General features: G+C 52.5%; 19 protein-coding genes and 1 pseudogene. 10 read left to right on the top strand and 10 right to left on the bottom strand.

Annotation, left to right across the window (positions count from 1 at the left end):
- The 5 genes and pseudogenes from A7E48_RS02655 to A7E48_RS02635 form a co-directional block, all read right to left on the bottom strand.
- Positions 1–455: pseudogene (locus tag A7E48_RS02655) on the bottom strand (phosphodiester glycosidase family protein); the annotation flags it as partial.
- A gap of 213 nt (positions 456–668) precedes the next feature.
- Positions 669–884 (bottom strand): DUF3073 domain-containing protein, encoded by a 216-nt coding sequence (locus tag A7E48_RS02650; RefSeq protein WP_068169103.1) that lies wholly within the window; start codon positions 882–884, stop codon positions 669–671.
- A gap of 279 nt (positions 885–1,163) precedes the next feature.
- A complete protein-coding gene (locus tag A7E48_RS02645) occupies positions 1,164–2,696 on the bottom strand; it encodes a carbohydrate-binding domain-containing protein (RefSeq protein ID WP_068169101.1) in 1,533 nt (510 codons plus the stop codon).
- A 50-nt stretch (positions 2,697–2,746) separates the two neighbouring features.
- Positions 2,747–3,649 (bottom strand): polyphosphate polymerase domain-containing protein, encoded by a 903-nt coding sequence (locus A7E48_RS02640; protein WP_083147146.1) that lies wholly within the window; start codon positions 3,647–3,649, stop codon positions 2,747–2,749.
- Positions 3,650–3,659: 10 nt separating this feature from the next.
- Entirely contained in the window at positions 3,660–4,307 is a 648-nt protein-coding gene (locus tag A7E48_RS02635; protein ID WP_068169098.1) for a DUF4956 domain-containing protein, read from the bottom strand.
- Between the two features lie 296 nt (positions 4,308–4,603).
- On the opposite strand from A7E48_RS02635, the gene A7E48_RS11080 reads away from it, so the two are divergent.
- Genes A7E48_RS11080 through A7E48_RS11460 form a run of 3 tightly spaced genes read left to right on the top strand, consistent with a single transcriptional unit; the run spans position 4,604 to position 5,213 of the window.
- Complete coding sequence (locus A7E48_RS11080) at positions 4,604–4,762, top strand: hypothetical protein (protein WP_158004387.1); 159 nt, start codon at positions 4,604–4,606, stop codon at positions 4,760–4,762.
- 4 nt (positions 4,763–4,766) lie between these two features.
- Complete coding sequence (locus tag A7E48_RS02630) at positions 4,767–5,051, top strand: cation:proton antiporter (RefSeq protein ID WP_068169095.1); 285 nt, start codon at positions 4,767–4,769, stop codon at positions 5,049–5,051.
- 30 nt (positions 5,052–5,081) lie between these two features.
- A complete protein-coding gene (locus A7E48_RS11460) occupies positions 5,082–5,213 on the top strand; it encodes a hypothetical protein (protein WP_255376892.1) in 132 nt (43 codons plus the stop codon).
- Positions 5,214–5,302: 89 nt separating this feature from the next.
- On the opposite strand, the gene A7E48_RS02625 is transcribed toward A7E48_RS11460, so the two are convergent.
- Complete coding sequence (locus tag A7E48_RS02625; protein WP_198924116.1) at positions 5,303–6,193, bottom strand: Sir2 family NAD-dependent protein deacetylase; 891 nt, start codon at positions 6,191–6,193, stop codon at positions 5,303–5,305.
- Between the two features lie 131 nt (positions 6,194–6,324).
- On the opposite strand from A7E48_RS02625, the gene A7E48_RS02620 reads away from it, so the two are divergent.
- The gene (locus tag A7E48_RS02620; protein ID WP_068169089.1) at positions 6,325–7,068 is read left to right on the top strand and encodes an SDR family oxidoreductase; all 744 of its coding nucleotides are present in this window, start codon (positions 6,325–6,327) and stop codon (positions 7,066–7,068) included.
- 251 nt (positions 7,069–7,319) lie between these two features.
- Here A7E48_RS02620 and clpB read toward each other — a convergent pair whose 3' ends face one another.
- A complete protein-coding gene (gene clpB, locus A7E48_RS02615; RefSeq protein WP_068169086.1) occupies positions 7,320–9,911 on the bottom strand; it encodes an ATP-dependent chaperone ClpB in 2,592 nt (863 codons plus the stop codon).
- 336 nt (positions 9,912–10,247) lie between these two features.
- Entirely contained in the window at positions 10,248–10,835 is a 588-nt protein-coding gene (locus tag A7E48_RS02610) for a hypothetical protein (RefSeq protein WP_068169083.1), read from the bottom strand.
- 37 nt (positions 10,836–10,872) lie between these two features.
- On the opposite strand from A7E48_RS02610, the gene A7E48_RS02605 reads away from it, so the two are divergent.
- The 4 genes from A7E48_RS02605 to A7E48_RS02590 all read left to right on the top strand — a co-directional run bounded on the left by A7E48_RS02605 (position 10,873) and on the right by A7E48_RS02590 (position 15,811).
- Entirely contained in the window at positions 10,873–11,544 is a 672-nt protein-coding gene (locus tag A7E48_RS02605) for an HAD family phosphatase (RefSeq protein WP_068169080.1), read from the top strand.
- A gap of 102 nt (positions 11,545–11,646) precedes the next feature.
- A complete protein-coding gene (locus tag A7E48_RS02600) occupies positions 11,647–12,153 on the top strand; it encodes a Dps family protein (RefSeq protein ID WP_068169077.1) in 507 nt (168 codons plus the stop codon).
- A 324-nt stretch (positions 12,154–12,477) separates the two neighbouring features.
- Positions 12,478–14,289, top strand: coding sequence for a S8 family serine peptidase (locus tag A7E48_RS02595; protein WP_068169074.1), 1,812 nt, complete (start codon positions 12,478–12,480; stop codon positions 14,287–14,289).
- A 376-nt stretch (positions 14,290–14,665) separates the two neighbouring features.
- Positions 14,666–15,811 carry a VIT1/CCC1 family protein gene (locus A7E48_RS02590; RefSeq protein ID WP_068169071.1) on the top strand — a complete coding sequence of 382 codons (1,146 nt, stop codon included), beginning with the start codon at positions 14,666–14,668 and terminating at the stop codon, positions 15,809–15,811.
- Between the two features lie 297 nt (positions 15,812–16,108).
- Here the strand turns inward: A7E48_RS02590 and A7E48_RS02585 are convergent, their stop codons facing one another.
- Positions 16,109–17,191, bottom strand: a complete 1,083-nt coding sequence (locus tag A7E48_RS02585; protein WP_068169069.1) for an alkene reductase — start codon at positions 17,189–17,191, stop codon at positions 16,109–16,111.
- A 192-nt stretch (positions 17,192–17,383) separates the two neighbouring features.
- Positions 17,384–18,583 (bottom strand): alcohol dehydrogenase catalytic domain-containing protein, encoded by a 1,200-nt coding sequence (locus tag A7E48_RS02580; protein WP_068169065.1) that lies wholly within the window; start codon positions 18,581–18,583, stop codon positions 17,384–17,386.
- 295 nt (positions 18,584–18,878) lie between these two features.
- Between A7E48_RS02580 and uvrA the strand changes: the two genes are divergently transcribed.
- On the top strand, positions 18,879–21,398 hold the full coding sequence (gene uvrA / locus A7E48_RS02575) for an excinuclease ABC subunit UvrA (protein WP_068169062.1): 2,520 nt from the start codon (positions 18,879–18,881) through the stop codon (positions 21,396–21,398).
- A 244-nt stretch (positions 21,399–21,642) separates the two neighbouring features.
- On the top strand, positions 21,643–22,179 hold the full coding sequence (locus tag A7E48_RS02570) for a type 1 glutamine amidotransferase domain-containing protein (protein ID WP_068169058.1): 537 nt from the start codon (positions 21,643–21,645) through the stop codon (positions 22,177–22,179).
- Positions 22,180–22,752 lie beyond the last annotated feature (573 nt).

The raw sequence follows: 22,752 nt of genomic DNA, 5'->3' as shown, positions 1-22,752 counted from the left end.
ATGTTCAAACCGAATTCGTTGTTGGCGAAAGCCGATTTGAGAAGGGAGGCATCGTCGAGTTTGATTTCGGCGGAGAATGCGGTGACGGTATCGTTACCTGAGCCGTTGACGATTTTGTTGATGGCTATGGAACCGTTATCTGCGGTAAGTCCGCTGTCTGTCACCGAGACGTTGGTGAGCTCGGTTGTTGCAGCTTTGGTGCTCCCTGAGGATGCCGTTGCGGCGGCTTCGTAGGCGGCGACGTCGGAGATTTCGGTGTGTTCGGCGAGGTAGCGGTTGTATGCCCAGCCACCACCCAGGCCTGCTGCGGCAAGTGCGCCGACTCCTCCGAAGAGGGCTGTGCGGCGGGTGGTTTTTTTCTGCCAGAAACCGCGGTTTTGGTCGACGGCGGTGGAGCCAGTGGCTGGTTGTTGCTGGGTAAGGGGTTCAGTGGGGTGCTGTTCGGTCTTTGTCATGGTTTAAGCATGTGGTGCGTTCCCATGTGCAGGATTTGCCAAACCTATGCCTCTCCTGTGAAACACGGAAGCCTACTCTCAAGTGAGGAACACTCCCAGTTCGGCGCGGCGTCGGCAAAAGCACCTGAGCTAAATTTTGTTAAACAAAACAGCCCCGGCGCGTTGCCGAGGCTGTCTTGTGATGTGCTGATTGCCTACTATCCGGTTTCCCGGTTAGCGGCGGCGATCGGCGTAGTCGTCAGTGTACTTGTCTGCGTACGCTGAGTAGTCATCTTCGTCGTCATAGGTTGACGCCGGAGCTGCACTTGATGAATTTTTTTTGGCACTACTGAGCTCACGTTCAAGCGCAGTGTAGTCGGTCTCGGGGCTGTAGTACTTCATTTCCCGAGCCTGCCGTGTTGCTTTAGCCTTTTGACGGCCGCGCCCCATGGCGTGACCCCCTTTATCCGTCGGGTCCGCATTTGGCTACCGTGCAGGCGCACTTAAGCCACCGGAATGCTTACAGTTTTCTTTTCTTAAGCGTACATGTTTTTAGCGTTATATGCAGATTGATATCCCGCTGGGCGAAAATTCACCTGAAGTTTTTTTGAGGCTGACCCCGAAAAATGCAGAGAATCTACACTTTTCGGTGCCAATTTATCTTTTGTAGTTACTTCAGCATGTGTTGTAAAGAACCTTAGTTATTCCAATATTCAATACATTCGTGAATTACTGAGCCGTAACGGTGCCAGCATCTTCACCATTGACCTGCAAGGTATAAGTTTCACCCGAGGTAATTCCTTCCGCAGAGGCGAAGAAAAGTTCAGTTCCCTTATCGGTAACCGTGTAGGTTGCCACGGTCTTGCCTGAAGAATCCACCACGGTCACGGTGTCACCTTCTGAAGTGCTCAAATCGGTTGATTTGATATATCCCTGGTCGTCCGCGGCGGGCGCCACGAACATATCCGAGGTTCCACCAGCCAGAAGTGTTCCGCCCGTTAGAGTAAAGTCCCCGGCGGTATCAAAGACGCCATTGCCGCCTCGTGAGGGACCGTTGACAGTCAGAGTACCTCCGCTCATGGTGGCAGTACCGTTAGAGTCGAAGCCATCGCCTTCAGCAGTCACATTGATGGTGCCGCCGGTAACAGTAATGCTGGCGTCTTCAACGGTGTCCATGCCACCGCCACCACCCATGTCACCTGAAGGCATCTGTCCCTGCTGCTGATCGGTAGTACTTGAATCGGTTGAAGTCGAGTCAGTATCAGTACCGGGCACACTGGCGTTGACACCATCATCGTCTGATGCCACAGTGATTTCACCGCCGGCGAAAGTAATGTACTGCGCTTCAATACCTTCATTGGACTGGCTGATGGTTAGAGTTCCGCCGTCAATCTCAAGTTCCTTTTCAGCCTTGAAACCGTCATCGCCGGCAGAAATTTCTACGGTACCGCTCTGAAGACGAGTCCAGCCTCGCCCCTCTTCGTCCGAATTAGTGGCCTTGATGCCATCGCCTTCGGTAGCGGTAACCTTCACGGTGCCATCGAGAATATCTACATAGTCTTTACCCTTGATACCGCTGTTTTGAGCGGTTACATCAACGGTGCCTGAGGCAATAACGAGGCCGTCTTTGGAGGTAATACCATCATTGTAGTTGCCAGTGACGTTGAGTGTTCCCTCGCCAGCCAAGGTCAAATCTGACTTAGAGTAAATCGCTGCATCAGGGTCGTCCTCTCCCGTTGAGCTGTACTCGGAACCATCGCTAATAGTGTTGGTTGTTCCTGAATTGGAGTACAGCAGAACTTCGTTAGCGCTTTGAATATTGATTGTTGAACCGTCAGAATTCGTAATCGACGCGTTATCGAGAATCAAGCGAACCATATCTTCATCGCCTGCAGAAACTACAATCTGCCCGTCTTCAAGAGTGCCGGTGAGCTTATAGTTACCAGCGGTGGTAATGGTGATGACACCGTCCTTGACCGTCACACCATCGGTCGCTTCAGGATTAGAGAGATCGATGGTCTTGACCGAAGAATCGTCCCAGCTCAAATCGCCCTGGCTGAAATGGGTGTCATAGGAGAGCGTGCTACTTGAGCTAGAGGAAGCAGATGAACTTGACGAAGCAGTGGAGCTTGCTGAGCTTGCGCTTACGCTCGTGGTAGAGGATGTGCTGGATGTTTCTTGAGCGGCGCAGCCCGAGAGCCCGATGATTCCTACAAAGGCGAGGGAAAGAGCTGACTTAGAGAATTTATTCTTGAGTTTCATGGTGTTTTTGCTTTCGCTTGGAGTTGTTGGAGTAAATCTGGGGACGCTGATTAGGCGGCAAAATGAAGGCTGCGGGTTTTCTCGGTGGGGCTCAAATGGATGTTCCGACGAATCGTCCGCCGCCATTTGTTAGCGGGGAGCTGGGCGTTGAGAGCCGCCATTCCCGTAGCGAATTTGGAGATTTTTGTCGGTCTAATTCCTGCCTGCCACAGGTGTTTATCTGCTACCGAGGGGGCGGAGGAAGATTTAGTTTCGATAATCACCATCCCCTCCGCCACATAGTGCTCACCCACTTCAAAAGGTGTTGCCGGTGAGAGCGCCAGTTCGCTTAGCGGCGTCCAGGTCAAAGCGCAGTCAATGGTCATTCGGGAGTTCACCGGATTGTTTTCTGCCTCTGGCAGGAACACCGTGGTGCGGCGGTAGTTGGTAGCCAGTACCGGTTCAAAGTCGGTGACCGGGCATTCAAGCATGTCGCCCAGGGCTTCGTTCACGTATCTGCGCCCTTCGGTATTCAGACGAGCGCGATCAGCTATCTGATAAGGAATTCGTTCTTTGACCGTGACAGCTCGTGCGCCTTCGGTCTTGACTTCAAGAAAAGTATCTCCGGTATCGCAGTAGGTGCGTGTTCGGATTTTGAAGCGGTTGCGTCGCCCGTGGGCTGCTAGCCGGTAGCTTTGTAGCGCCGGGTTATCGAAGTACACCGAGTCATAGGCGAAATCGCGTTTGCCATCCATCGTAAGCACCGCCGCCTGTGCGGGGAGCGTAGCCAGCACCTTCTGAGCCAGCTTCGCATCCACAATATATTTGCGGTCTACGCGAGTTTGCATGGCAGCCTGTGCATTGAGTTCTTCGAGGTTGATGGGGCGCCAGTGGGAGGGAACAATGGACGCCGGCGCCGCTTCATGTTGGTTCGCGAAGGTCAGGGGCTGAAGTTTGAGGGTGTTTTCATTCATGGTTTTCTCCTTAGCGATGTTGGGCAGGGGAGGTCAGAGTGGCGGTATTCGGGGTGAGGGGATGCTGGTCGGAGTAGAGCTCGGGATGATCGGGAGTATGAGGGACAGTTGCTTTACCTGCGTTGAATCGGATATCAGCTACCGTCTTATCGTTGATAAGGTCAAGTTCTAGAATGTTCACGGTTTCAATCACGTACCCCAGCTGATCTTGTAGGTAAGTGCGCAAGATATTTTCATCGCTGATGGCGCGGTCGACCGTCACGGTTTGCGAGCGGAGGTTTGCCATGACTTGAGGCGAATCCACGGCAAGCATCGCTATCAGTAGCACTGCCATCAGCGCTATAGCCAGGCCTACAGGCTCAAGACCGATTCCCGCAAGCAGACCTAGGGCGAGTGCGGCGAAGAAGTAGGCTACCTCGCGCTGGTCCAGCTCGGTGGAACGGAGCCTGATAATCGAAAGCACACCGAAAAGCCCCATTCCCATGCCTGCGCTGGTGGCGTCGGCGTTGGCGAGCGCGACCGTCACGGCAAAGACGCCCACGTTAATCACCAGGTATGAAACCACCAGGTCGCGACGGCGATGGCGGCGAACGTACATGGCGCAGAGAGCGAGGATGGCGGCTAGGTCAAGTGCGGCGAATGCCAGAGTGAGGTACATTTTCAGGTCTTTCGAATCATGGGGAATTTGCGTTATTTATAGATTCGTACCTGTAGCTATGTTTAAGCTGTGCTGGATGTAGGGCTAACTTAAGCGTTTAAAATATGTTGTAAGGAGTCGACGTCGAGATACTAGAAAAGTTCATCAGGTACCGTTTCGAGGCGGTATCTCATTCATCTTTCTGGTATCTCGCAGACCTGGAGCTATCTCAACCCGTGCCGTTGCCCCCCTCTGTTCGAGTGAGGGCAGTACCCTAAGGATTAGCTGTTCTCCAGCGCTTGAAGGTTTTTCTGCCTATGATCGTTATTATTTCTATCGTTCTCGCTCTGGCGGTTATCGCCGTGGTTGCTTCCCTCGAAAACCGGGTTCGGGTTACCGCGCCTATCCTGCTCGTTTTGAGAGGTACCCCAGAGAAAGCATTGCTGTCGGAAGAACCCTCAGCCGCAAGATTTTGAGTCGGTGTCTGAACGCTCTCAGCAGCGTCTTTTCCGCAAGCAGGAAAACATGATTAAGCGCATTCGACGGGTAGGAACCACGGTTCGCTACGAGATGGAGCGCCCGCTGACGTGGCAGCACTCGGTTATTTTGGTGCGGGCAGGTATGCGCGGTGCGTTTACCCTGGCTACGGTGCACACCCTTCCCGAAGGAACTCCGCAGCGTTCCTTACTGATTTTTATCGCCTTTCTCGTGGCGCTTCTTTCGCTGGTTATTCAGGGCAGTACTCTCAGCGCAGTGGTGAGCTGAGTCAAGACTAAGGGTGAAGACCCTGAACTGGTGCAGAAAGAAGCTGCGGCTTTGCTGGATGCACGCGAAATTGGCTCCTTCTCGTCCGAGGCTCTTTCACATGAGCTAGAGCGGCTCGATGCTTTCGAAATTAGCTACAACCTTTCGTCCCCTGACCGTTAAAAGTTCCGGGTTTAGAGAGCAGAATTCAAAGAGTAGAGCTCAGAAAAAAGCCGTTCACCATTTTTCGGTGAACGGCTTTTTGTTCGGAGCTAGATCAGTTGAGCTAGCCCTGCTGCTACTTCAGTGCGCCAGAGGTAATCTGCACGGGTGTCCGCGCGTCCGGGGCCACCATTCATGACGCCGATGGGTTTGCCCTGCTTCTGCGCGTCTAGCACGAGCTTGTACCCGCTCATCACCGCTACCGAACTACCCACAATGAGCAGGGATTTCGAGTCAGCTTTCATCTCTGCGACTGCAGCCTTGCGTTCGGCGGGCACGTTTTCGCCGAAATACACCACATCAGGTTTCAAGCGGGTGGAACCGCAGTTCTCGCACCCTGCCATTTTAAAATCGCGAATGAAGGTGTCTGAAAGTTCGACGTCGCCGTCGGGGTTAACCTGCAGCTCTTCACCTTCTAACCGCGCAAGGTAGCCGGGGTTGATGGCGTCGATGCGGGTGTCCATATGAGCGCGGTTTTCTAGGTGCCTGCACATCAGGCAAATCACCCGGTCAAGATCACCGTGGATCGCCACGATATTTTTTGACCCTGCCCGTTGGTGCAAACCATCCACGTTTTGAGTCACGAGACCGGCTAGCGCGCCTCGCTCTTCAAATTTAGCCAGTAGGTAGTGAGCTGCGTTAGGTTCGGCGCGGCGCATGTGCCGCCAGCCCACGAACGAGCGTGCCCAGTAGCGCTGGCGAGCGCCGTCGTCGTATCTAAATTCCTGATAGGTCATGGGGCGGTGTTTCTTGAGCGAACCGTTGGGACCGCGGTAGTCGGGAATTCCCGAACCGGTCGATACTCCCGCACCGGTGAGTACCAACACTCCCCCGGCATCCAACATTGCCGCGATACCCTCACGAGCAAAAACTGGATCGTGAGGTGTCGCCGTTTCACTGACCACCCGCTCAATCGAGCGAATTGCCGAACGGTGCGCCATCGCAATATCGGGGCGGGCAATACTTTCCGCATCAGAAACATACGAAGACGCGCGGGAGGATGATTCAAAGTTCACCCCTCTATTATTACAAGTCATAGCAAGGCAAACATCAGCAGGCATAGAATAAAGGAATGTTAAAGATTGCAGTTGCTGGCGCCACCGGCGCTATGGGAAAAGTTATTGTTGAAAAAGCTGAAGCAGCAGGTCATGATGTCGTCAAGATTTGCCGCTCCGAAGGCGTAGATTTGCTCGCTGGCGAGGGCATTCTGGAGCAGCTCGACGGCGTTGACGCTGTGATTGATGCTTCTCAGGTGGGCGATCCTGCTTCTGACGATCCGATTACCCCTATCCTCGACGGCGCTAAAAACCTTATCGACGCCGCAGAAAAAGCTGGCGTTCACCGCCTCGTGATGCTTTCCATTAACGGCGTAGAAAAGCCCCAGCTCCAGGAATTCCCCTTCTACAAGGCACGCTTCGAGCAGGAACAGCTCGTTCAGAAGGCGGAGCTCGAATCTGTCGTGGTTCGCTCGGTGCAGTGGTTTGAGTTTGTGCTCAATCCCGCTGGCTCCGAAGTTTCCGATGATGAGGTGAAGGCACAGAACTGGGCTATCCAGCCAGCCCCTATGGGCGCCGTCGCAGATTTCTTGGTAGAAGCCGCGGAAGGTAAACACGGGGAAGGGCTCATCACCGTTGCAGGCGGCGAACGCCTCACCTTGCCTGAGCTGACCGAGCGCTATCTCGCAGCTACGAACGATTCCCGCAAGGTCACCACCGTGGACGCCGTCCTGCCGGCGCTTGCCGATGGATCTCTCTACGCACCGGTCGACGCCATCATCCTCGAACCCACCCTCGAACAATGGTTGAGGCAGCAGTAATCTGCTTGGATTGAGTAAAAAGCTGAGCCTAGCAGTGTTACGCGCCCCAGCTCATCTCGTGGTGGAGTGCAGGGATAAATGCGCAGGCGAGTTATAAGAGGAGGACGCCCCCCCTCAGCTCCCTCGGACTACAAGTTCCGTAAGAGCCGACCGGGTGGCGTCCTCCTCTTAATGTTTGAGCTCAAGCGTTTGTCCCTGACGAAGCCGCGACCTAGCTAGAGCGAAATATCACATAGCTCAGCCAAGCAACATTACTCAGCCGTCACCATCAGCCCATCGATAGCAACATCGGGGTTCACATCTACCTTTACGGTATCGCCATCGTGGATGGCGCCGGAGAGGATTCCTCGTGCCAGACGGTCGCCCACTTCGGTTTGCACCAGACGGCGCAACGGACGAGCACCGAAGGCGGGGTCGTAGCCAGCAAGTCCGAGCCATTCGCTAGCGGCATCTGTAACGTTCAAATTGATGCGGCGGGCGCCCAGGCGCTGTGCCATCGCGTCAATCTGAATGTCCACAATCTTAGAGAGATCCTGAGCCGAAAGAGGATCGAACATGATGATGTTGTCCAAACGGTTGAGGAACTCGGGCTTGAACGAAGCGTTGACTACGTTCATAACCGCCTGCTTCTTGGCGTCTTCTTCCATGTTCTGATCAACCAGGAACTGTGATCCCAGGTTAGAGGTAAGAATCAGGATGACGTTGCGGAAGTCTACGGTACGCCCCTGACCGTCGGTAAGGCGGCCATCATCGAGTACCTGCAAGAGGATGTCAAAGACGTCCGGGTGAGCCTTTTCCACCTCATCCAACAGCACTACGGAGTAGGGACGACGGCGGACCGCTTCGGTGAGCTGACCGCCCTGATCGTAACCAACGTATCCGGGAGGGGCACCCACCAGACGTGAGACACTGTGCTTTTCAGCAAATTCGCTCATGTCGATACGAATCAGTGCTTTTTCATCGTCGAATTGGAATTCGGCGAGTGATTTGGCGAGTTCGGTTTTGCCGACGCCGGTTGGGCCAAGGAAGAGGAAGGAACCAATCGGACGGTCGGGGTCAGAAATGCCTGCGCGTGAACGACGCACGGCATCGGCTACGGCGGTGACCGCCTGCTTCTGTCCGATGAGTCGCTTGCCCAGCTCGTCTTCCATGTTCAGCAGTTTCTCCGATTCGCCCTGTAGCATCTTGCCGGCGGGAATGCCCGTCCAAGCGGAGATAACCTCGGCAATGTCATCGGCGGTTACTTCTTCAGAAACCATCGATTCTTTTTCGGTGTGCTCTTCTTCAGCTTGCTGCGCTGCATGCAGTTCGCCTTCAAGGGCAGGAATTTCACCGTAAAGAATTCGTGAGGCTTCACCGAGATTACCTTCGCGCTGAGCAACCTCTGCCTGAGAGCGCAGTTCATCAATTTTGTTCTTGATGTCGCCGACTCGGTTGAGTCCTGCTTTTTCGGCTTCCCAACGTGCGTTGAGAGAGTCGAGTTCTTCTCGTTTGTCTGCCATTTCAGCACGAAGGTGTTCCAGGCGCTCTACTGAGGCTGGGTCGGTTTCGTTCTGAAGTGCCAGTTCTTCCATGGTCAAGCGGTCTACTTGGCGCCGGAGCATGTCAATTTCTTCGGGTGCCGAGTCGATTTCCATGCGTAGGCGCGAAGCAGCTTCGTCGATGAGGTCGATTGCCTTATCGGGAAGTTGACGCGAGGGAATGTAGCGGTGGGACAGCGTTGCCGCAGCGACCAAAGCCGAGTCTGCAATGGCTACTTTGTGGTGCGCTTCGTAGCGTTCTTTGAGTCCACGTAGAATACCGATGGTGTCTTCCACACTGGGTTCACCCACGTAGACCTGCTGGAAACGGCGTTCTAGAGCGGCGTCTTTCTCAATATTTTCACGGTATTCGTTGAGGGTGGTAGCGCCAATCAAACGCAACTCACCGCGCGCCAGCATGGGCTTGAGCATGTTTCCCGCATCCATCGAACCTTCGGAAGCGCCAGCACCGACGACGGTATGAATCTCGTCAATGAAGGTAATAATTTGGCCTTCGGACTTCTTGATTTCATCCAAAACAGCTTTGAGACGCTCTTCGAACTCACCGCGGTATTTTGCACCGGCAACCATCGAACCGAGGTCCAAAGAGATGAGGGTTTTACCGCGCAGAGACTCGGGAACATCGCCTGAGACCATGCGCTGAGCAAGACCTTCTACCACAGCGGTCTTACCTACACCTGGTTCACCGATAAGAACGGGGTTGTTCTTGGTACGGCGAGAAAGTACCTGCACGACGCGACGGATTTCTGAGTCACGACCAATCACAGGGTCTAGTTTGCCCTCGCGAGCAATCTTGGTGAGATCGGTACCAAATTTTTCAAGCGCTTGGAAAGTGCCTTCGGGGTCTGGGGTGTCCACGGTGCGATCTCCTCTTACCTGCGGAATGGTCTGAGCGATGACGTCGGCGCTAGCGCCGTTATCCGCCAGAGCTTTCGCTGTAGCGTCGTCGTTTGATGCAAGCCCGAGCAAAATCATTTCGGTGGAGATGAAAGTATCCCCGAATTGCTCTGCTTTGGTTTGAGCGGTTTGAATTGCACGCAGTGCGTTGCGGCTGAATTGTGCTTGCGCTACCGATGAGCCACTGCTCTTGGGCAGCTTGGCGATTTCATTGGAGGCAGCAACGGAGACGGCGTCGATGTCCACTCCTGCAGCTTTGAGTACAGCTACAGCCACGCCGTCGCGCTGATCCATGAGCGCTTTGAGTAAGTGGGCAGGTTCGATGCTGGGGTTCCCGGCGGTTTGCGCGTTCATGTTCGCGCTACTAATGATTTCTTGTGATTTAGTGGTGAATTTTTGTTCCATGAAAGTCTTCCTTTCGAGTTGAAGTTTTCTCTGTTAAAGACTGAGAAATACGGGATTTAGACCCAACCCCTGCGTTTCTATTTATCTATTAACTTGAGTCTACTCCGCTCAAGTTGTTAAGACAAGAGTTTTCCACAGAATAAATTACAATAATTTTGCTTGAGAATATTCACGAGAAATGGCCCACTCGCGGGATAAAGCGAGGGGTCCACCAGGCCATGCACCATACCAACCCAAAGAAGCACCGTCAGAAATACACCTCAAAGGAAAATTTCATTTCCCCAAGGGTGTATGAAATTTGCTTTTGAGGCCATGAAAACTCAACCTTTGCAAGGTTTATTCCATCTCATCCAAAAATTCATACTCGCTGTACTGACGGGCAATGAGCTCTTCATCTTCTTCGCTCACTCCGGCGGCACGTTTGCGCGAACGCCGGTTTTCACCCCATGCCACAAAAAATACAGAGAATGCTGCCACGAACGTCAAGATCCCTGAAGTATTGCCAAACCCTGCAGAGAGTCCGATAAAGTCTTCACCCAAAATTTTCGACGCCGCAGAAACGGTCTTACCATCCACCACGTCTGGGCAGAGCATTCCAAAAATGAAAGCAATTGCCCAGGTCACCAGTTGCAGAACTGCTAACGTCGACGTCGTCCCCGCCGATCCTTCGTACCGCTTGGCATCGTGCCACATCCACCATGCAGCAACCCCCAAGATAACCAAAAGCGCCGGACCAAAGCTGATGGCAAAAATACCCACCAGCGAACCGCCGGCGCCAAACAAAGCTCGTCCGGCAGTAATCCACAGGGCGCACAGCAAGGCGCCGGGTACTGCGGCCCAGAGCATCAGACGCTGAAAAGCGGACGATGGACGGTGCAAAATCTGTTCAGATGACTGGTTATCCACACTGTAATAGTAGGTCATTGCCCCCTAAAGATTCAGTTCAGGATAGGCTGGAATTATGAGTAAAAATGAGAGCACATCGAACTACCCTGCAGCTATTCTCTTTGACCACGACGGCACCCTAGTGGACACCGAACCCCTCTGGGAAGCAGCCAAGCAGCGCATTGCAGCTGAGCACAATGCCACGTGGACTTCTGAAGACACCCTGGCGGTGTTGGGTTATTCGATTCGCAAGACTCTTGAACAGCTCCAAAAGGTAGGAGTGGATTTGCCCCTGCCTGAGATTGAGAAGAAACTCATCACCTACATGATGGAGGAATTTTCACGAAGCTCTTACGATTTCCTCCCTGGCATTCGCCCGCTACTCGATGAGATTCATCAGGCAGGAATTCCCATGGGTATTGTCACCAACGCGACGACGGCGGTTGCCCAGCGCACGTCCGAACTCGCGCCCGGTTATTTCACCGCTTTGATTGGCGACCAACAAACGACTCACCCGAAACCTAACCCCGAACCATACTTATTGGGAGCCAAGAAGCTCGGCGTTGATCCAACCCAGTGTGTAGCTGTTGAGGATTCCCCCTCCGGCGTGCAAAGCGCACTAGCAGCAGGCATGAAGGTCATTGTGGTTCCCGGTGAAGTGCCCGTACCGGAAGATTTAGGGCATGCTCGAATGCAACATGAAGAGCTCACACTAGCCAAAATCCTTAATATGAATAATTCAAAATAATCTTGACTTTGGGGGTGCGCTTACTAAAATAGTAAGTGAACGCAGGTTCCAAGATATTACTGCGTATGTGTAATAATTTCCGAGCTCAGAAAAGGATTGAACATGCCTGCAACCAATGCACCTTATACCGTTCCTGGACTTACTGAAGCGACCGGTCATCAAGTAGGTGAACTGCTTCAAATGCGCCTGCACGCGCTCAATGACCTTCAGCTCACCCTGAAGCATGCTCATTGGAACGTCGTCGGTCCCTCTTTCATCGGGGTACACGAAATGCTTGACCCTCAGATTGAGCTAGTCCGCGGCTTTGCCGATGAAGTCGCAGAACGCATGGCAACCCTGGGCGTATCCCCGGTGGGCACTCCCGGCGATTTAGTAGCTAAACGCTCCTGGGAAGACTACTCGGTAGGCCGCGCAGACACCACCGTACATCTAGAAGCTATCAACAAGGTTTACGACGGCGTCATTGAGGATCACCGCGCCGCTATTGCAAAAGCGGGAGAACTCGACCCCGTAACCGAGGATTTGCTCATTGGACAGACTGCCGAGCTTGAAAAGTTCCAGTGGTTTGTACGTGCGCATCTTGAAAATTCAAAGGGTGACATCAAGTAAGCGTCGTCGCTTATACCCATCCTATTTTCTCAATCTGCCCCGATTCCCCGGGGCAGATTATTTTTTGTCCCCTAAACCACCTAATAAAACCTCGATTTGGGGTAACCTGAATCGGTACCCATCAGCTTCGACTCCCCCGAAAGCCCTCCCCCCTTGAAAATTTCACATCGCACTCCCAAAATCGTATTCGCATCGTCTCTTACTGTCCTGCTGACTTTAGGATTAACCTCCCCTGCAATAGCGGCCCCCAAAGGCGCGGACACTTCCGCACCTCACTCTCAAGGTGACCCATCGCTTACCGCAGGCACTCACGCAGAAGCCAGCGTGAAAAACGCTCCCACCGTTGAAGAAGATACCGATCAGGTGATCGTTAAATTCAAAGAGGGCACCGCCGAAGACACCAAAGCGAAAGTTCTAGAGTCCACCGCAAAGAAATCGGCACTGGATGACTCCACCACCGAAGTAGTAAGCCAGACCGTCGCTTCAGCCGATGTCGTGAAATCTACTGCGGAGCTCTCCCCCAGCGAGCAAACAGAGGTAGTCAAGACCCTGAACGCCAATCCCAGCGTGGAATACGCTGAGGCAGATTTGCGCGTCAAGAACACTGACGCCGGATATGCTCCTGTCACTCCCACTGACCCCCTGTGGTATCTGCAGTGGAACATGCGCGCCATTAACGCTCCTCAAGCTTGGGAAACTAACGTGGGCGACGGCGTGGTCATCGGCGTCGCCGACGAAGGATATTCCACACACCCCGAGTTGGACGCCCGCACACTACCCGGTTATGACTTCACCAGCTCAGAGTTTTCTCGCGACGGAAACGGATGGGACTCTAACCCGCAAGATCAGGGTGACTGGTCAAACGGTCGAAACTCGATGTGGCACGGCATGCACGTGGCTGGCATCGCCGCTGGATCAGCCTACAATCGCTTGGGCGTAGCAGGCGTTGCACCGCGCGCATCTGTTCAGCATGCCCGTATTTTGGGTGCTGGTGGTGATAGCTACGTATCAGATATGGCAGCCGGTGTCGCATGGTCAGCGGGTATTTACGTTCCCGGTGCGCCACTCAATCCCACACCCGCCGACGTCGTGAATATTTCTGCGGCTTTCCCTGCCAATACCTGCCCCAAGGTGTTTGAAGACGCCATTTGGGCAGCTCATGAACGCAACGTTCCCGTGGTGGTGGCAGCCGGTAATAACGGGGACGACGCCGGGAAGTACGCCCCCGCCAACTGCTGGGGTGCAATCGTTGTAGGTGCCACCGCAGGTAACGGCTGGCAAACCATGACTGGTTACTCCAATTGGGGCTGGCCCCTTGATATTTTGGCACCTGGCGGTGCATCGGGTACTGATATATGGTCCACTATCACCGACGGCACTCAGGGACCGGGCAATCCAAGCTACGGTCCGCTCAACGGCACCTCTATGGCGGCACCTCACATTGCAGGCGTCATTGCTTTGATGAAGGAGCGCAATCCTGACCTTCCGGTCGAAACTATCCGTTCCATTTTGCAAGGGACTGGGAGCTACGTGGGTGACTATAAATTTGTCAACGCGGAACGAGCTGTTCAGGCAGTTACCCCCACGCACGTCACGCTTCCTTTTAGCGACGTCGCCGCGAACCATCCTTTCCGCAAAGAAATTAGCTGGGCTCGCAACATGGGTGTAACTACCGGCTGGGCTGATGGAACCTATCGCGCAGAGGAAGGTATTTCTCGTGCGGCTATGGCAGCTTATCTCTACCGTCTAGCGGGCTCACCCACCTATGCGCCTCCGGTTCGCTCACCGTTCAAGGATATTCGTCCCGGTGATCCTTTCTACAAAGAAGTCTCTTGGCTAGCCAGCAAGGGAATTACAACAGGATGGGGCGACGGCACCTTCCGACCCAATGATTCTATTTCCCGTGAGGCTATGGCAGCTTTCCTCTACCGTATGGCTGGATCCCCTGCCTATACACCGAGTGCGCGCAGCCCCTTCACCGATTACCCTCGCGGCAGTAGCTTCTATAAAGAAGTATCTTGGCTAGCCAAAGAGGAAATAACCACGGGTTGGAGCGACGGCACATACCGGCCGCTGGAACCTATTTCACGTGGCGCTATGGCGGCTTTTGTTTACCGCTTCGCTCAAGCTAACTAACTTATGTTGGCAGCTGAAGACCGGCTTTGAATCCCTGTTGGGTTTCCAAGCCGGTCTTTTTTAGGTTTCATTTGAGTCACATTGGGTTCCAGTGAGAGGTTATTTTTCGCTATGCTTATGCCAGCGAAGGGGAGTAGTTCCCACAGGTTAGATGTGATTCGTTGTGGATCTCCTCTAATCCAAGCGGTTTATCGACATACTGGTTGCAGAGAATGCGCCCGGTAAACCACCTGTAGTTTCTGGCTCTCAGAATTCAGGCGAACGAGACCTTCGGCCCGAAATATATACCGTGATGTCCTTAAACCATCGCGCTATATTGCAAGCAACGGCCGAAGTCTCATTTTTACGTGATTTCGGTCTGACCCTAAGGCTCATCATGGACCGAAACGAACTTTCAGCATCAGTTACCGCCTCCAGCAGACACGTTGGCTCCCCTGACCCCACATCCCAACAGATTCGCCGCTGGCGCCGCTATTTGGCAGAGGAAATCTCCGAAGCGCGCATTTATTCGGCTCTTGCCGAGCGTTCGACGGGTCGAGACGCCGAAATTTTACGCGAAGTCGCACAGGCAGAAGAACGGCACCAACAGCATTGGCGCAACCTATTGGGTGCACACGCTACGCCGGAACCGACGCCGTCGGTCTCTGCTCGCACTCTGGAATTCTTGGCTAAGCATTTTGGTTCGGTCTTTGTGCTGGCTTTAGCGCAGCGTGCCGAGGGGCGTTCCCCTTACGCCGAAGACCCCGATGCCACCGATGCCATGGCGGCCGATGAAGCTATCCACGAAGAAATTATTCGCGCGCTTTCTACTTCTGGCCGCGAAAAGCTTTCGGGAAATTTTCGTGCTGCAGTATTTGGTGCCAATGATGGCTTGGTTTCAAACGTCGCGCTGATTATGGGTATTGGGGCATCCGGTGCGAGTTCTCAGATGATTTTGCTTTCTGGTATCGCAGGTTTGCTGGCGGGCGCGCTCTCTATGGCTGCCGGAGAGTTTGTGTCGGTAAGGTCTCAACGCGAACTCTTGGATGCATCCTCCCCCACCCAGGTGACTCTGGACGTCGCCCATCAGCTCGATATTAATCAAAACGAGCTGGAACTCATTTACAAGGCTCGCGGTATGAGTGAAGAAGCGGCACATCATCGGGCGCTAGAACGCTTCGGTCACTTGGATTGTGACTGCGACCCTTCGCTTTCTTTCAAGGATCCAGCAGAGGACCCCGACGACGAACGCAACAACGCCGCGTTGGGTACCGATATTGGCGCGGCGGCGGCGTCCTTCTGCTTCTTTGCATCCGGCGCACTGATTCCGATTTTGCCCTATATCTTTGGTGCCTCAGGCTTGTTGGGTGTAGAGCTATCGCTGGTGTTGGTGTCTATCGCTCTAGGCGTTACCGGTGGTGTGGTGGGCTTGCTATCGGGCGCATCGCCGCTGAAGCGCGGACTGCGCCAAATTGCCATTGGTCTCGGAGCGGCGTTGGTGACCTACGCATTGGGGCTACTCTTTAATACAACTATTGGCTAGCTAACATCAAGTTTCACCGGTAAGATTCACTTTATTTTGCCTGCGGGAGATTCCAGACTCTAGTGCTCTGCTGATTTCCTGTAAATAGAGATTTCGCAGTCTTAGCCTTCTATGATATAGGGCGGGGATTAGAACTTAAGTTCTAATCCCCGCCTTGATCTTTTATTCGGTGCTTAGTAAACCAGTGCTAAGAAGAGAAACTTCTGTGTAGCATTCTGGTATCCGCAGACTTAGCTGGATTGCCTCTGAGCTCAAACCGCAGGAAGAAATAAACGAGCTTTCCACCTTCCGAGATAACTATTTTTGTTCCGCCGCGGGGTAATCGATGTAACCGTGAGGACCGGGTGTATAAAAAGTATCGGAATCAATTGAATTCAACGCTAGATTATTCTTCCACCGATAGGACAAATCAGGATTAGCAATTATCTCACGGCCCACCGCCACCGCATCAGCCAAGTCATCCTCCACGATATGACGAGCCTCTTCCAACTCTGTCACCACGCCAAAACCGGTATTGAGGATTGTGAAGCCACCAAAGGATTCTCGCAAATAAGCAACCAAGTCGCTTTCTGCATCATGATACAAAATAGAGAGATAAGCGATATTCAGGTCAGCAATACCGTCCAACAATGCTTTATAAGTAGCACGAACATCATCCTCATCTTCTTCCAGGCAACCTTGGATATTATGCATGGGCGAAATGCGTAGACCGAGACGATCAGCTCCAATTTCATCTGCGATAGAGCGAATCACCTCAATGGCTAAACGAGCGCGATTCTCAGGGCTACCACCATACTCATCTGTACGGTCGTTAGAACTAGGGGCGAGGAACTGATGAAGAAGATAACCGTTAGCACCGTGCACTTCTACACCATCCATACCTGCATCAATGGCCCGCCGAGCGCCTTCAGTAAATTTCTGGATAACCCTTTCAATGCCCTCGGCATCGAGAGCAACGGGAGTGGGCACCTCTTCTCGGGACTCTCCATCACCGTGCAAAGTGACCCCGGGGGCAATGGCGCTCGATGACTCTCCTTGGTCAAATCCATTGATAGAAGGTAGAGTAAGGCGGCCTCCATGCATAATTTGCATCACAATGTTGCTACCCTGTTCATGAACAGCCTGAGCAACCTTACGCCAGCCTTCTTGTTGTTCGGCGGTGGCGATCCCCGGCTGACCTAAAAATGCGCGGTTGATGTCTTCGAAGAATGTACCTTCAGTGACAATCAGACCGTTATTCGCGCGTTGCTTGTAGTATTCCACGTGCATATCGCTAGGAACGCCGTCTTGACCAGCACGGGAACGGGTCAAGGGTGCCATAGTGATGCGGTTGTTCAGTTCAAGGGCGCCGGCGGTGGCGGGTTCAAAAAGGGTCGGCATTTTTGTCTTTCAGTTGATGTGTTTTCTGGCTGAAAGTACAACAGAGAGCACTTGGATAATATTTCCGGCTAGTTAGAATGCATGCCTATGCAGAAGTACTTAATGCACGTCAAGCTTCCTATTAACAAGGAAAAGGGAGGGAATTGGTCACCACCAATCCCCTCCCCTCTTCATCCTTTTCTCAGAATAGAATTACTGAGCGGCAGGAATACTACCGTGAGGGTCAATGACATACTTCAATGATGACCCCTTATCGAAGTCCGCGTATGCCTGAGGTGCCTCATCCAGGCTGATGACCTTGATGTTGAGCATATCTGAAAGATAAGGCATGCGATCCCATAGGATTGACATCATCAAATCGTGGTTGTAATGCATAATGGGTGCCTGTCCACCGGCGATACGAGGCGATTTAATCCAAGCATCACCGAAGTTGAGAGAGTAAATACCCTCACGCTCTGCAGGAACAGGGGAGATGGGGTTAGCACCGTAAACACCAATGATGCCGGTTGCTCCGCCGGGGCGGGTTGCATCCAGAACCTGATTGATAGCGTAAGACGATTTTGTCTTCTCAGCCTCTTCACCCAGGCCGTGTGCTTCGTTGCCTACATAGTCAACTGCGCAGTCAACATAGGGGGTGCCAAGGATAGCTTCAATGACATCATTGATTGAGTCAATCTCAGAAAGGTTGATGGTTTCACAACCATTACGGCGAACCAGTTCCAGACGATCCTCATAGTAATCGCCCACGATGATGCAGGATGCGCCCATGAGGCGAGCAGCAGCGGCACCACAGCGACCGACCGGCCCAGCACCTGCAATGTAAACAGTTGAACCCGGCTTAACACCGGCTTCGACCAGACCATGGTAAGCAGTGGGCAAAATATCTGAAAGCACTGCGAGGTCTAGAATTTTCTCCATTGCCTGATCTTTGTCAGGAAAACGAAGAAGCTGGAAGTCAGCGTAAGGCACAAACATGTACTCTGCTTGACCACCTGCGAAACCACCGAGGTTGAAGCCATATGCGGCACATGAAACCTCGGGGTTGGTAGTTTCGCACACCTCAGTGCGTCCGTTGCGGCAGTTGCGGCAACGACCACAGGCTACGTTGAAGGGTACAGAAACGATGTCACCAGGTTTGAGGAACTGAACATCTGAACCGATTTCTACGACTTCACCAGTCATTTCGTGTCCCATGACCATGCCCTCGGGCACAGGGAATGAGCCACGGTAGATGTGCAAATCGCTACCACAGATGTTCGTGGCAATAAGCTTTACGATAACGCCATGGGGTGCTTTTTTACCGTCGGGCATTTCAAGCTTGGGGAAATCAAGAGTATCCACTCGCATATCTTTGACGCCGTGAAATACTACTGCACGATTTTTATCAGTCATATTCGTTCTCACTGCTTTCTTCTCGGGGAATGTTATCGGGTACTGAGGCTAAGCTCTGGATGAGAATAACCCCTTAGAAAAGCGAGCATTTTTCGATTTCAAGGGATTCTTAGTCACTAAGTAAGCTTAGCGTAGGGTTGACTATCCAAAGTCTTGACCCGCTCGTTAGATAGAGAATAAAAAAAATCGTCGTCATACATCGACGAAACAGACAGTAAACTTGCAAGCGACAAGAGACTACAAGGATTTTGAGGCTGTCTGCGCCTTACACAGAAGCGATTGGTCAGATTTATCTATGAGCTATTTAAACGAACGCATCACAGACAAAGAAAATCACATTCAACCAGATGTTCGAGTATTGGGAGCACGCCAGAACAACCTGCAAAACGTTGATCTTTCTATACCTCGAGATGCTCTCGTCGTCTTTACCGGCGTTTCAGGATCGGGAAAATCTTCCCTCGCTTTTGGAACCCTTTATGCAGAATCACAGCGGCGTTATCTCGAGTCAGTGGCGCCCTACGCCCGTCGTCTTATCGATCAAGCCGGAGTACCCGAGGTCGATTCCATTACAGGGATGCCCCCCGCTGTTGCCTTGCAGCAACAGCGAGGCGGCCAAAATTCACGTTCAACCGTTGGTAGCATCACCACCATCTCAAGTCTGGTTCGCATGTTGTATTCACGCGCAGGTCAGTATCCTGAGCACCAGAGTATGCTCTACGCCGAGGATTTCTCCGCCAATACACCCCAAGGTGCATGCCCTCAATGCCATGGGATTGGCAGAGTCTATGAAGTTGAAGAAAACCAGATGGTCCCCGATCCCACCAAGACCATCCGTGAGCGAGCGATAGCTTCTTGGCCCACCGCCTGGCACGGTCATCAGCTTCGAGACGTCTTAGTGGCACTGGGCTACGATGTGGACGTCCCTTGGAAAGATCTTCCGAAGAAAGACCGCGACTGGATTCTTTACACCGAAGAAACACCACATGTGCCGGTGTACTCTCGGATGACGCTTGCCGAAGCTCAAGCAGCCAAAAAAGCAGGCGCTGAGCCTTCTTACAGCGGCACCTATGTGGGCGCAAAACGCTATGTGCTTGATACTTTTGCCAACACTAAGAGTGCCTCCATGAAACGCAAAGTTGCACAGTTTCTTGCATCCATCCCCTGCCCAGACTGTAACGGCAAACGCATCAAGCCGGAGGCGCTCTCAGTAACTTTTGCAGGAGTAGATATTGCTGATTTCTCTCAGCTACCTCTGCACGAGTTAGTCAGCTTATTGGAAGAAGAAGTTGAACATGCTTCTAAGAAACTTGCCACTACTGCTCGTCTAGGAGCAGGACTCATTGAGCGTTTACGCCCCATCATAGACCTTGGGCTAGGCTACCTTTCGCTCGATCGAATGACCCCCACTCTTTCCGGTGGTGAATTACAGCGTTTGCGCCTAGCTACTCAGTTATCATCTGAACTTTTCGGTGTGGTCTATGTATTAGATGAGCCTTCTGCAGGTCTACATCCTCAAGATATTCATGCGCTTCTCGGTGTGCTTGATGGTCTCAAAGCGCGGGGAAACAGTCTTTTTGTTGTGGAGCATTCTATTGAAGTAATGCAACATGCTGACTGGATTGTAGACGTGGGACCAGGAGCAGGTGAACGGGGCGGCAGGGTTCTCTACAGTGGCCAGGTAGAGGGCTTGGCTCATGTCGCGGATTCTGCCACCCGAGGCTATCTTTTTGGTGGCGCTGGGCTGCCAAAACATACTCCTCGAAAGCCCAGTCAGTGGATGAAACTTTCGAGAGTTACCCGAAATAACCTCCATAATGTGGATATAGAGATCCCCCTCGGGGTTCTTACTGCGGTCACCGGCGTCTCAGGTTCCGGTAAGTCCACTTTGGTGAGCCAGGCTTTGCCTCAACTAGTAGGAAACCGTCTGGGTAAGAATATGACAGGAAATGAACCCCCCTTAGAGGCAGATGATCTCTTAAGCGCCGAGCAGACTGCCGCAGTCAGCGGAAACATTGAGGGAGATTTCAGCGGTATCCGCCGCGTTGTTGCAATCGATCAGAAGCCTATTGGACGAACCCCTCGCTCCAATATTGCCACCTACACCGGACTTTTCGATCATGTACGACGTCGTTTTGCGGAAACCGTAGAAGCCAAGCGTCGCCGCTATAAACCGGGCAGATTCTCATTCAACGTCGCTGGCGGCAGATGCCCCACATGCGAGGGAGAAGGATCCGTGATGGTTGAGCTGCTTTTCTTGCCATCGGTCTATACAAAATGCCCTGATTGCCACGGCACTCGTTATCAGTCGAGCACTTTGGAAATTTTGTGGCGAGGGAAGAACGTGTCAGAAGTTTTGGAGTTGAGTGTGGACGAAGCCTTGGACTTTTTCGAGGGAGAGTTCGATATTATGCGTTCATTGACTGCGCTGAGTGATGTTGGATTGGGTTATCTGCGTTTGGGGCAGCCTGCTACAGAGTTATCTGGTGGTGAGGCTCAACGAGTCAAACTTGCCTCTGAATTGCAGAGGTCTCAACGGGGCGACACTCTCTATGTACTGGATGAGCCCACTACAGGTTTACATTGCTCTGATGCAGACCGCTTGATGTCTCATCTTCAGACCTTAGTGGATTCCGGTAACACGGTAGTGATGGTTGAGCTTGATATGCGAATTATTGCAGCGGCAGATTATGTGATAGACATGGGCCCTGGCGCAGGAGATGACGGGGGTCAGGTTGTTGCCGCTGGCACCCCATCGCAGGTGGCGACTTCAGCAAAAAGTGTTTCCGCACCATTTTTAGCGGCGGTCTTGAAGTAAGAATATATTCATGATTTGGAAGACTTGTTTATAATCCTTCTACATTGAGTACCGTATTGAACTTTATGGGCTACCTTGTTTCCTCCTCCGGCTCATCTGACGGTCTTATAGGGGGGAGGCGGTTAGCATCTTTTGATCGCGCTAGACCGATTCGGTAACTTCGAAAGTATTTTGTAGATTTTCATCTCTCCACTACAGTTAGAATAGTAAGTTTTCTTAGTATCACTAGATTCAAGGAGCAATCATGGCTGACCTCAGCAATAAAAAAGTTCTTATTCTCGCTAGCCAGGGCGTAGAGCAGATTGAACTCACCTCACCCCGTGATGCACTCAAGGACGCCGGCGCGCAGGTTTCACTAGCAGCCCCTGAAGGTAAGGAATTTCAGGGCATGAATGGCGACTGGGAGAAAGCGGATACTTTTACCCCTGACCTCGCATTGGCAGATGTCAACGTTGAAGATTTCGATGCGCTTGTTCTCGCCGGCGGTACCCTCAACGCCGATGCAATGCGTATCAACCCTGAGGCTCGCTCCATTACCGTTCAGTTCTTTGAGGCAGAGAAGCCCGTTGCGGCAATCTGCCATGCACCCTGGTTGCTCATCGATTCCAAGAAGGTTGAAGGCAAAAAGCTAACCTCCTACACCTCGGTGAAGCTAGACCTTCAAAACGCTGGTGCCGAATGGGTTGATGAAGAGGTTGTGGAAGATGGCAATCTCATTACCAGCCGTAACCCCGGTGATCTTGAGGCTTTCAATAAGGCAATTATCGCTAAGTTAAGCTAATTCCTGAATGATAAGCCTGAACTTTCCTTGTTGATATCGCTTCTACGGTAGCGAGGAGAGTGACGTCAAGCCCCGAGCGCACTGATACATGCGCCTCGGGGCTTGACTTATTCTGCTGACGCTTAGCGCGACTGAATTCGATCACGGAGTAGTTCGGTAGGCTTGGGAAAGAAAAAACCGTCTCTTCAAAGATCGACGGGTGCCGGGCAATCTGTATGCAAAACCCGCCAGGTTTTATTCTGGGCAATGTTCCGCTGAACCACCGAACGCAAATCCGACGATTATCCTATTTCACCGCAACTCTCATCTTCGCTGAGGCCTTCCGCTTTAGTCGGAGTCAGTAGCCTCAACCCGTTGTATGCTTTCTCTGCCAGCCCCAGCTGGGAGGGCGATTTTGAGGGCTTCACTCAAAACGAATAAGCCTCATATTTTTGAATTTAATGAACAATAATCCATTCAAATATAGATTTAATCATTTTTATTATTTAGACTATCGGAGTAAGCTAACAGATTCTAACCGCGCTCGCACGTAACTTCCTCTAGCACCCCTCCCCCCTCCCCCAAGAATAGGAA

This window comes from Rothia sp. ND6WE1A (genome assembly GCF_001683935.1).
GTDB classification, from domain to species: Bacteria; Actinomycetota; Actinomycetes; order Actinomycetales; family Micrococcaceae; genus Rothia; species Rothia amarae.
The sequence above is the reverse complement of the archived record's forward strand: the minus strand, read 5'-3'. Positions and strand labels throughout refer to the sequence as shown.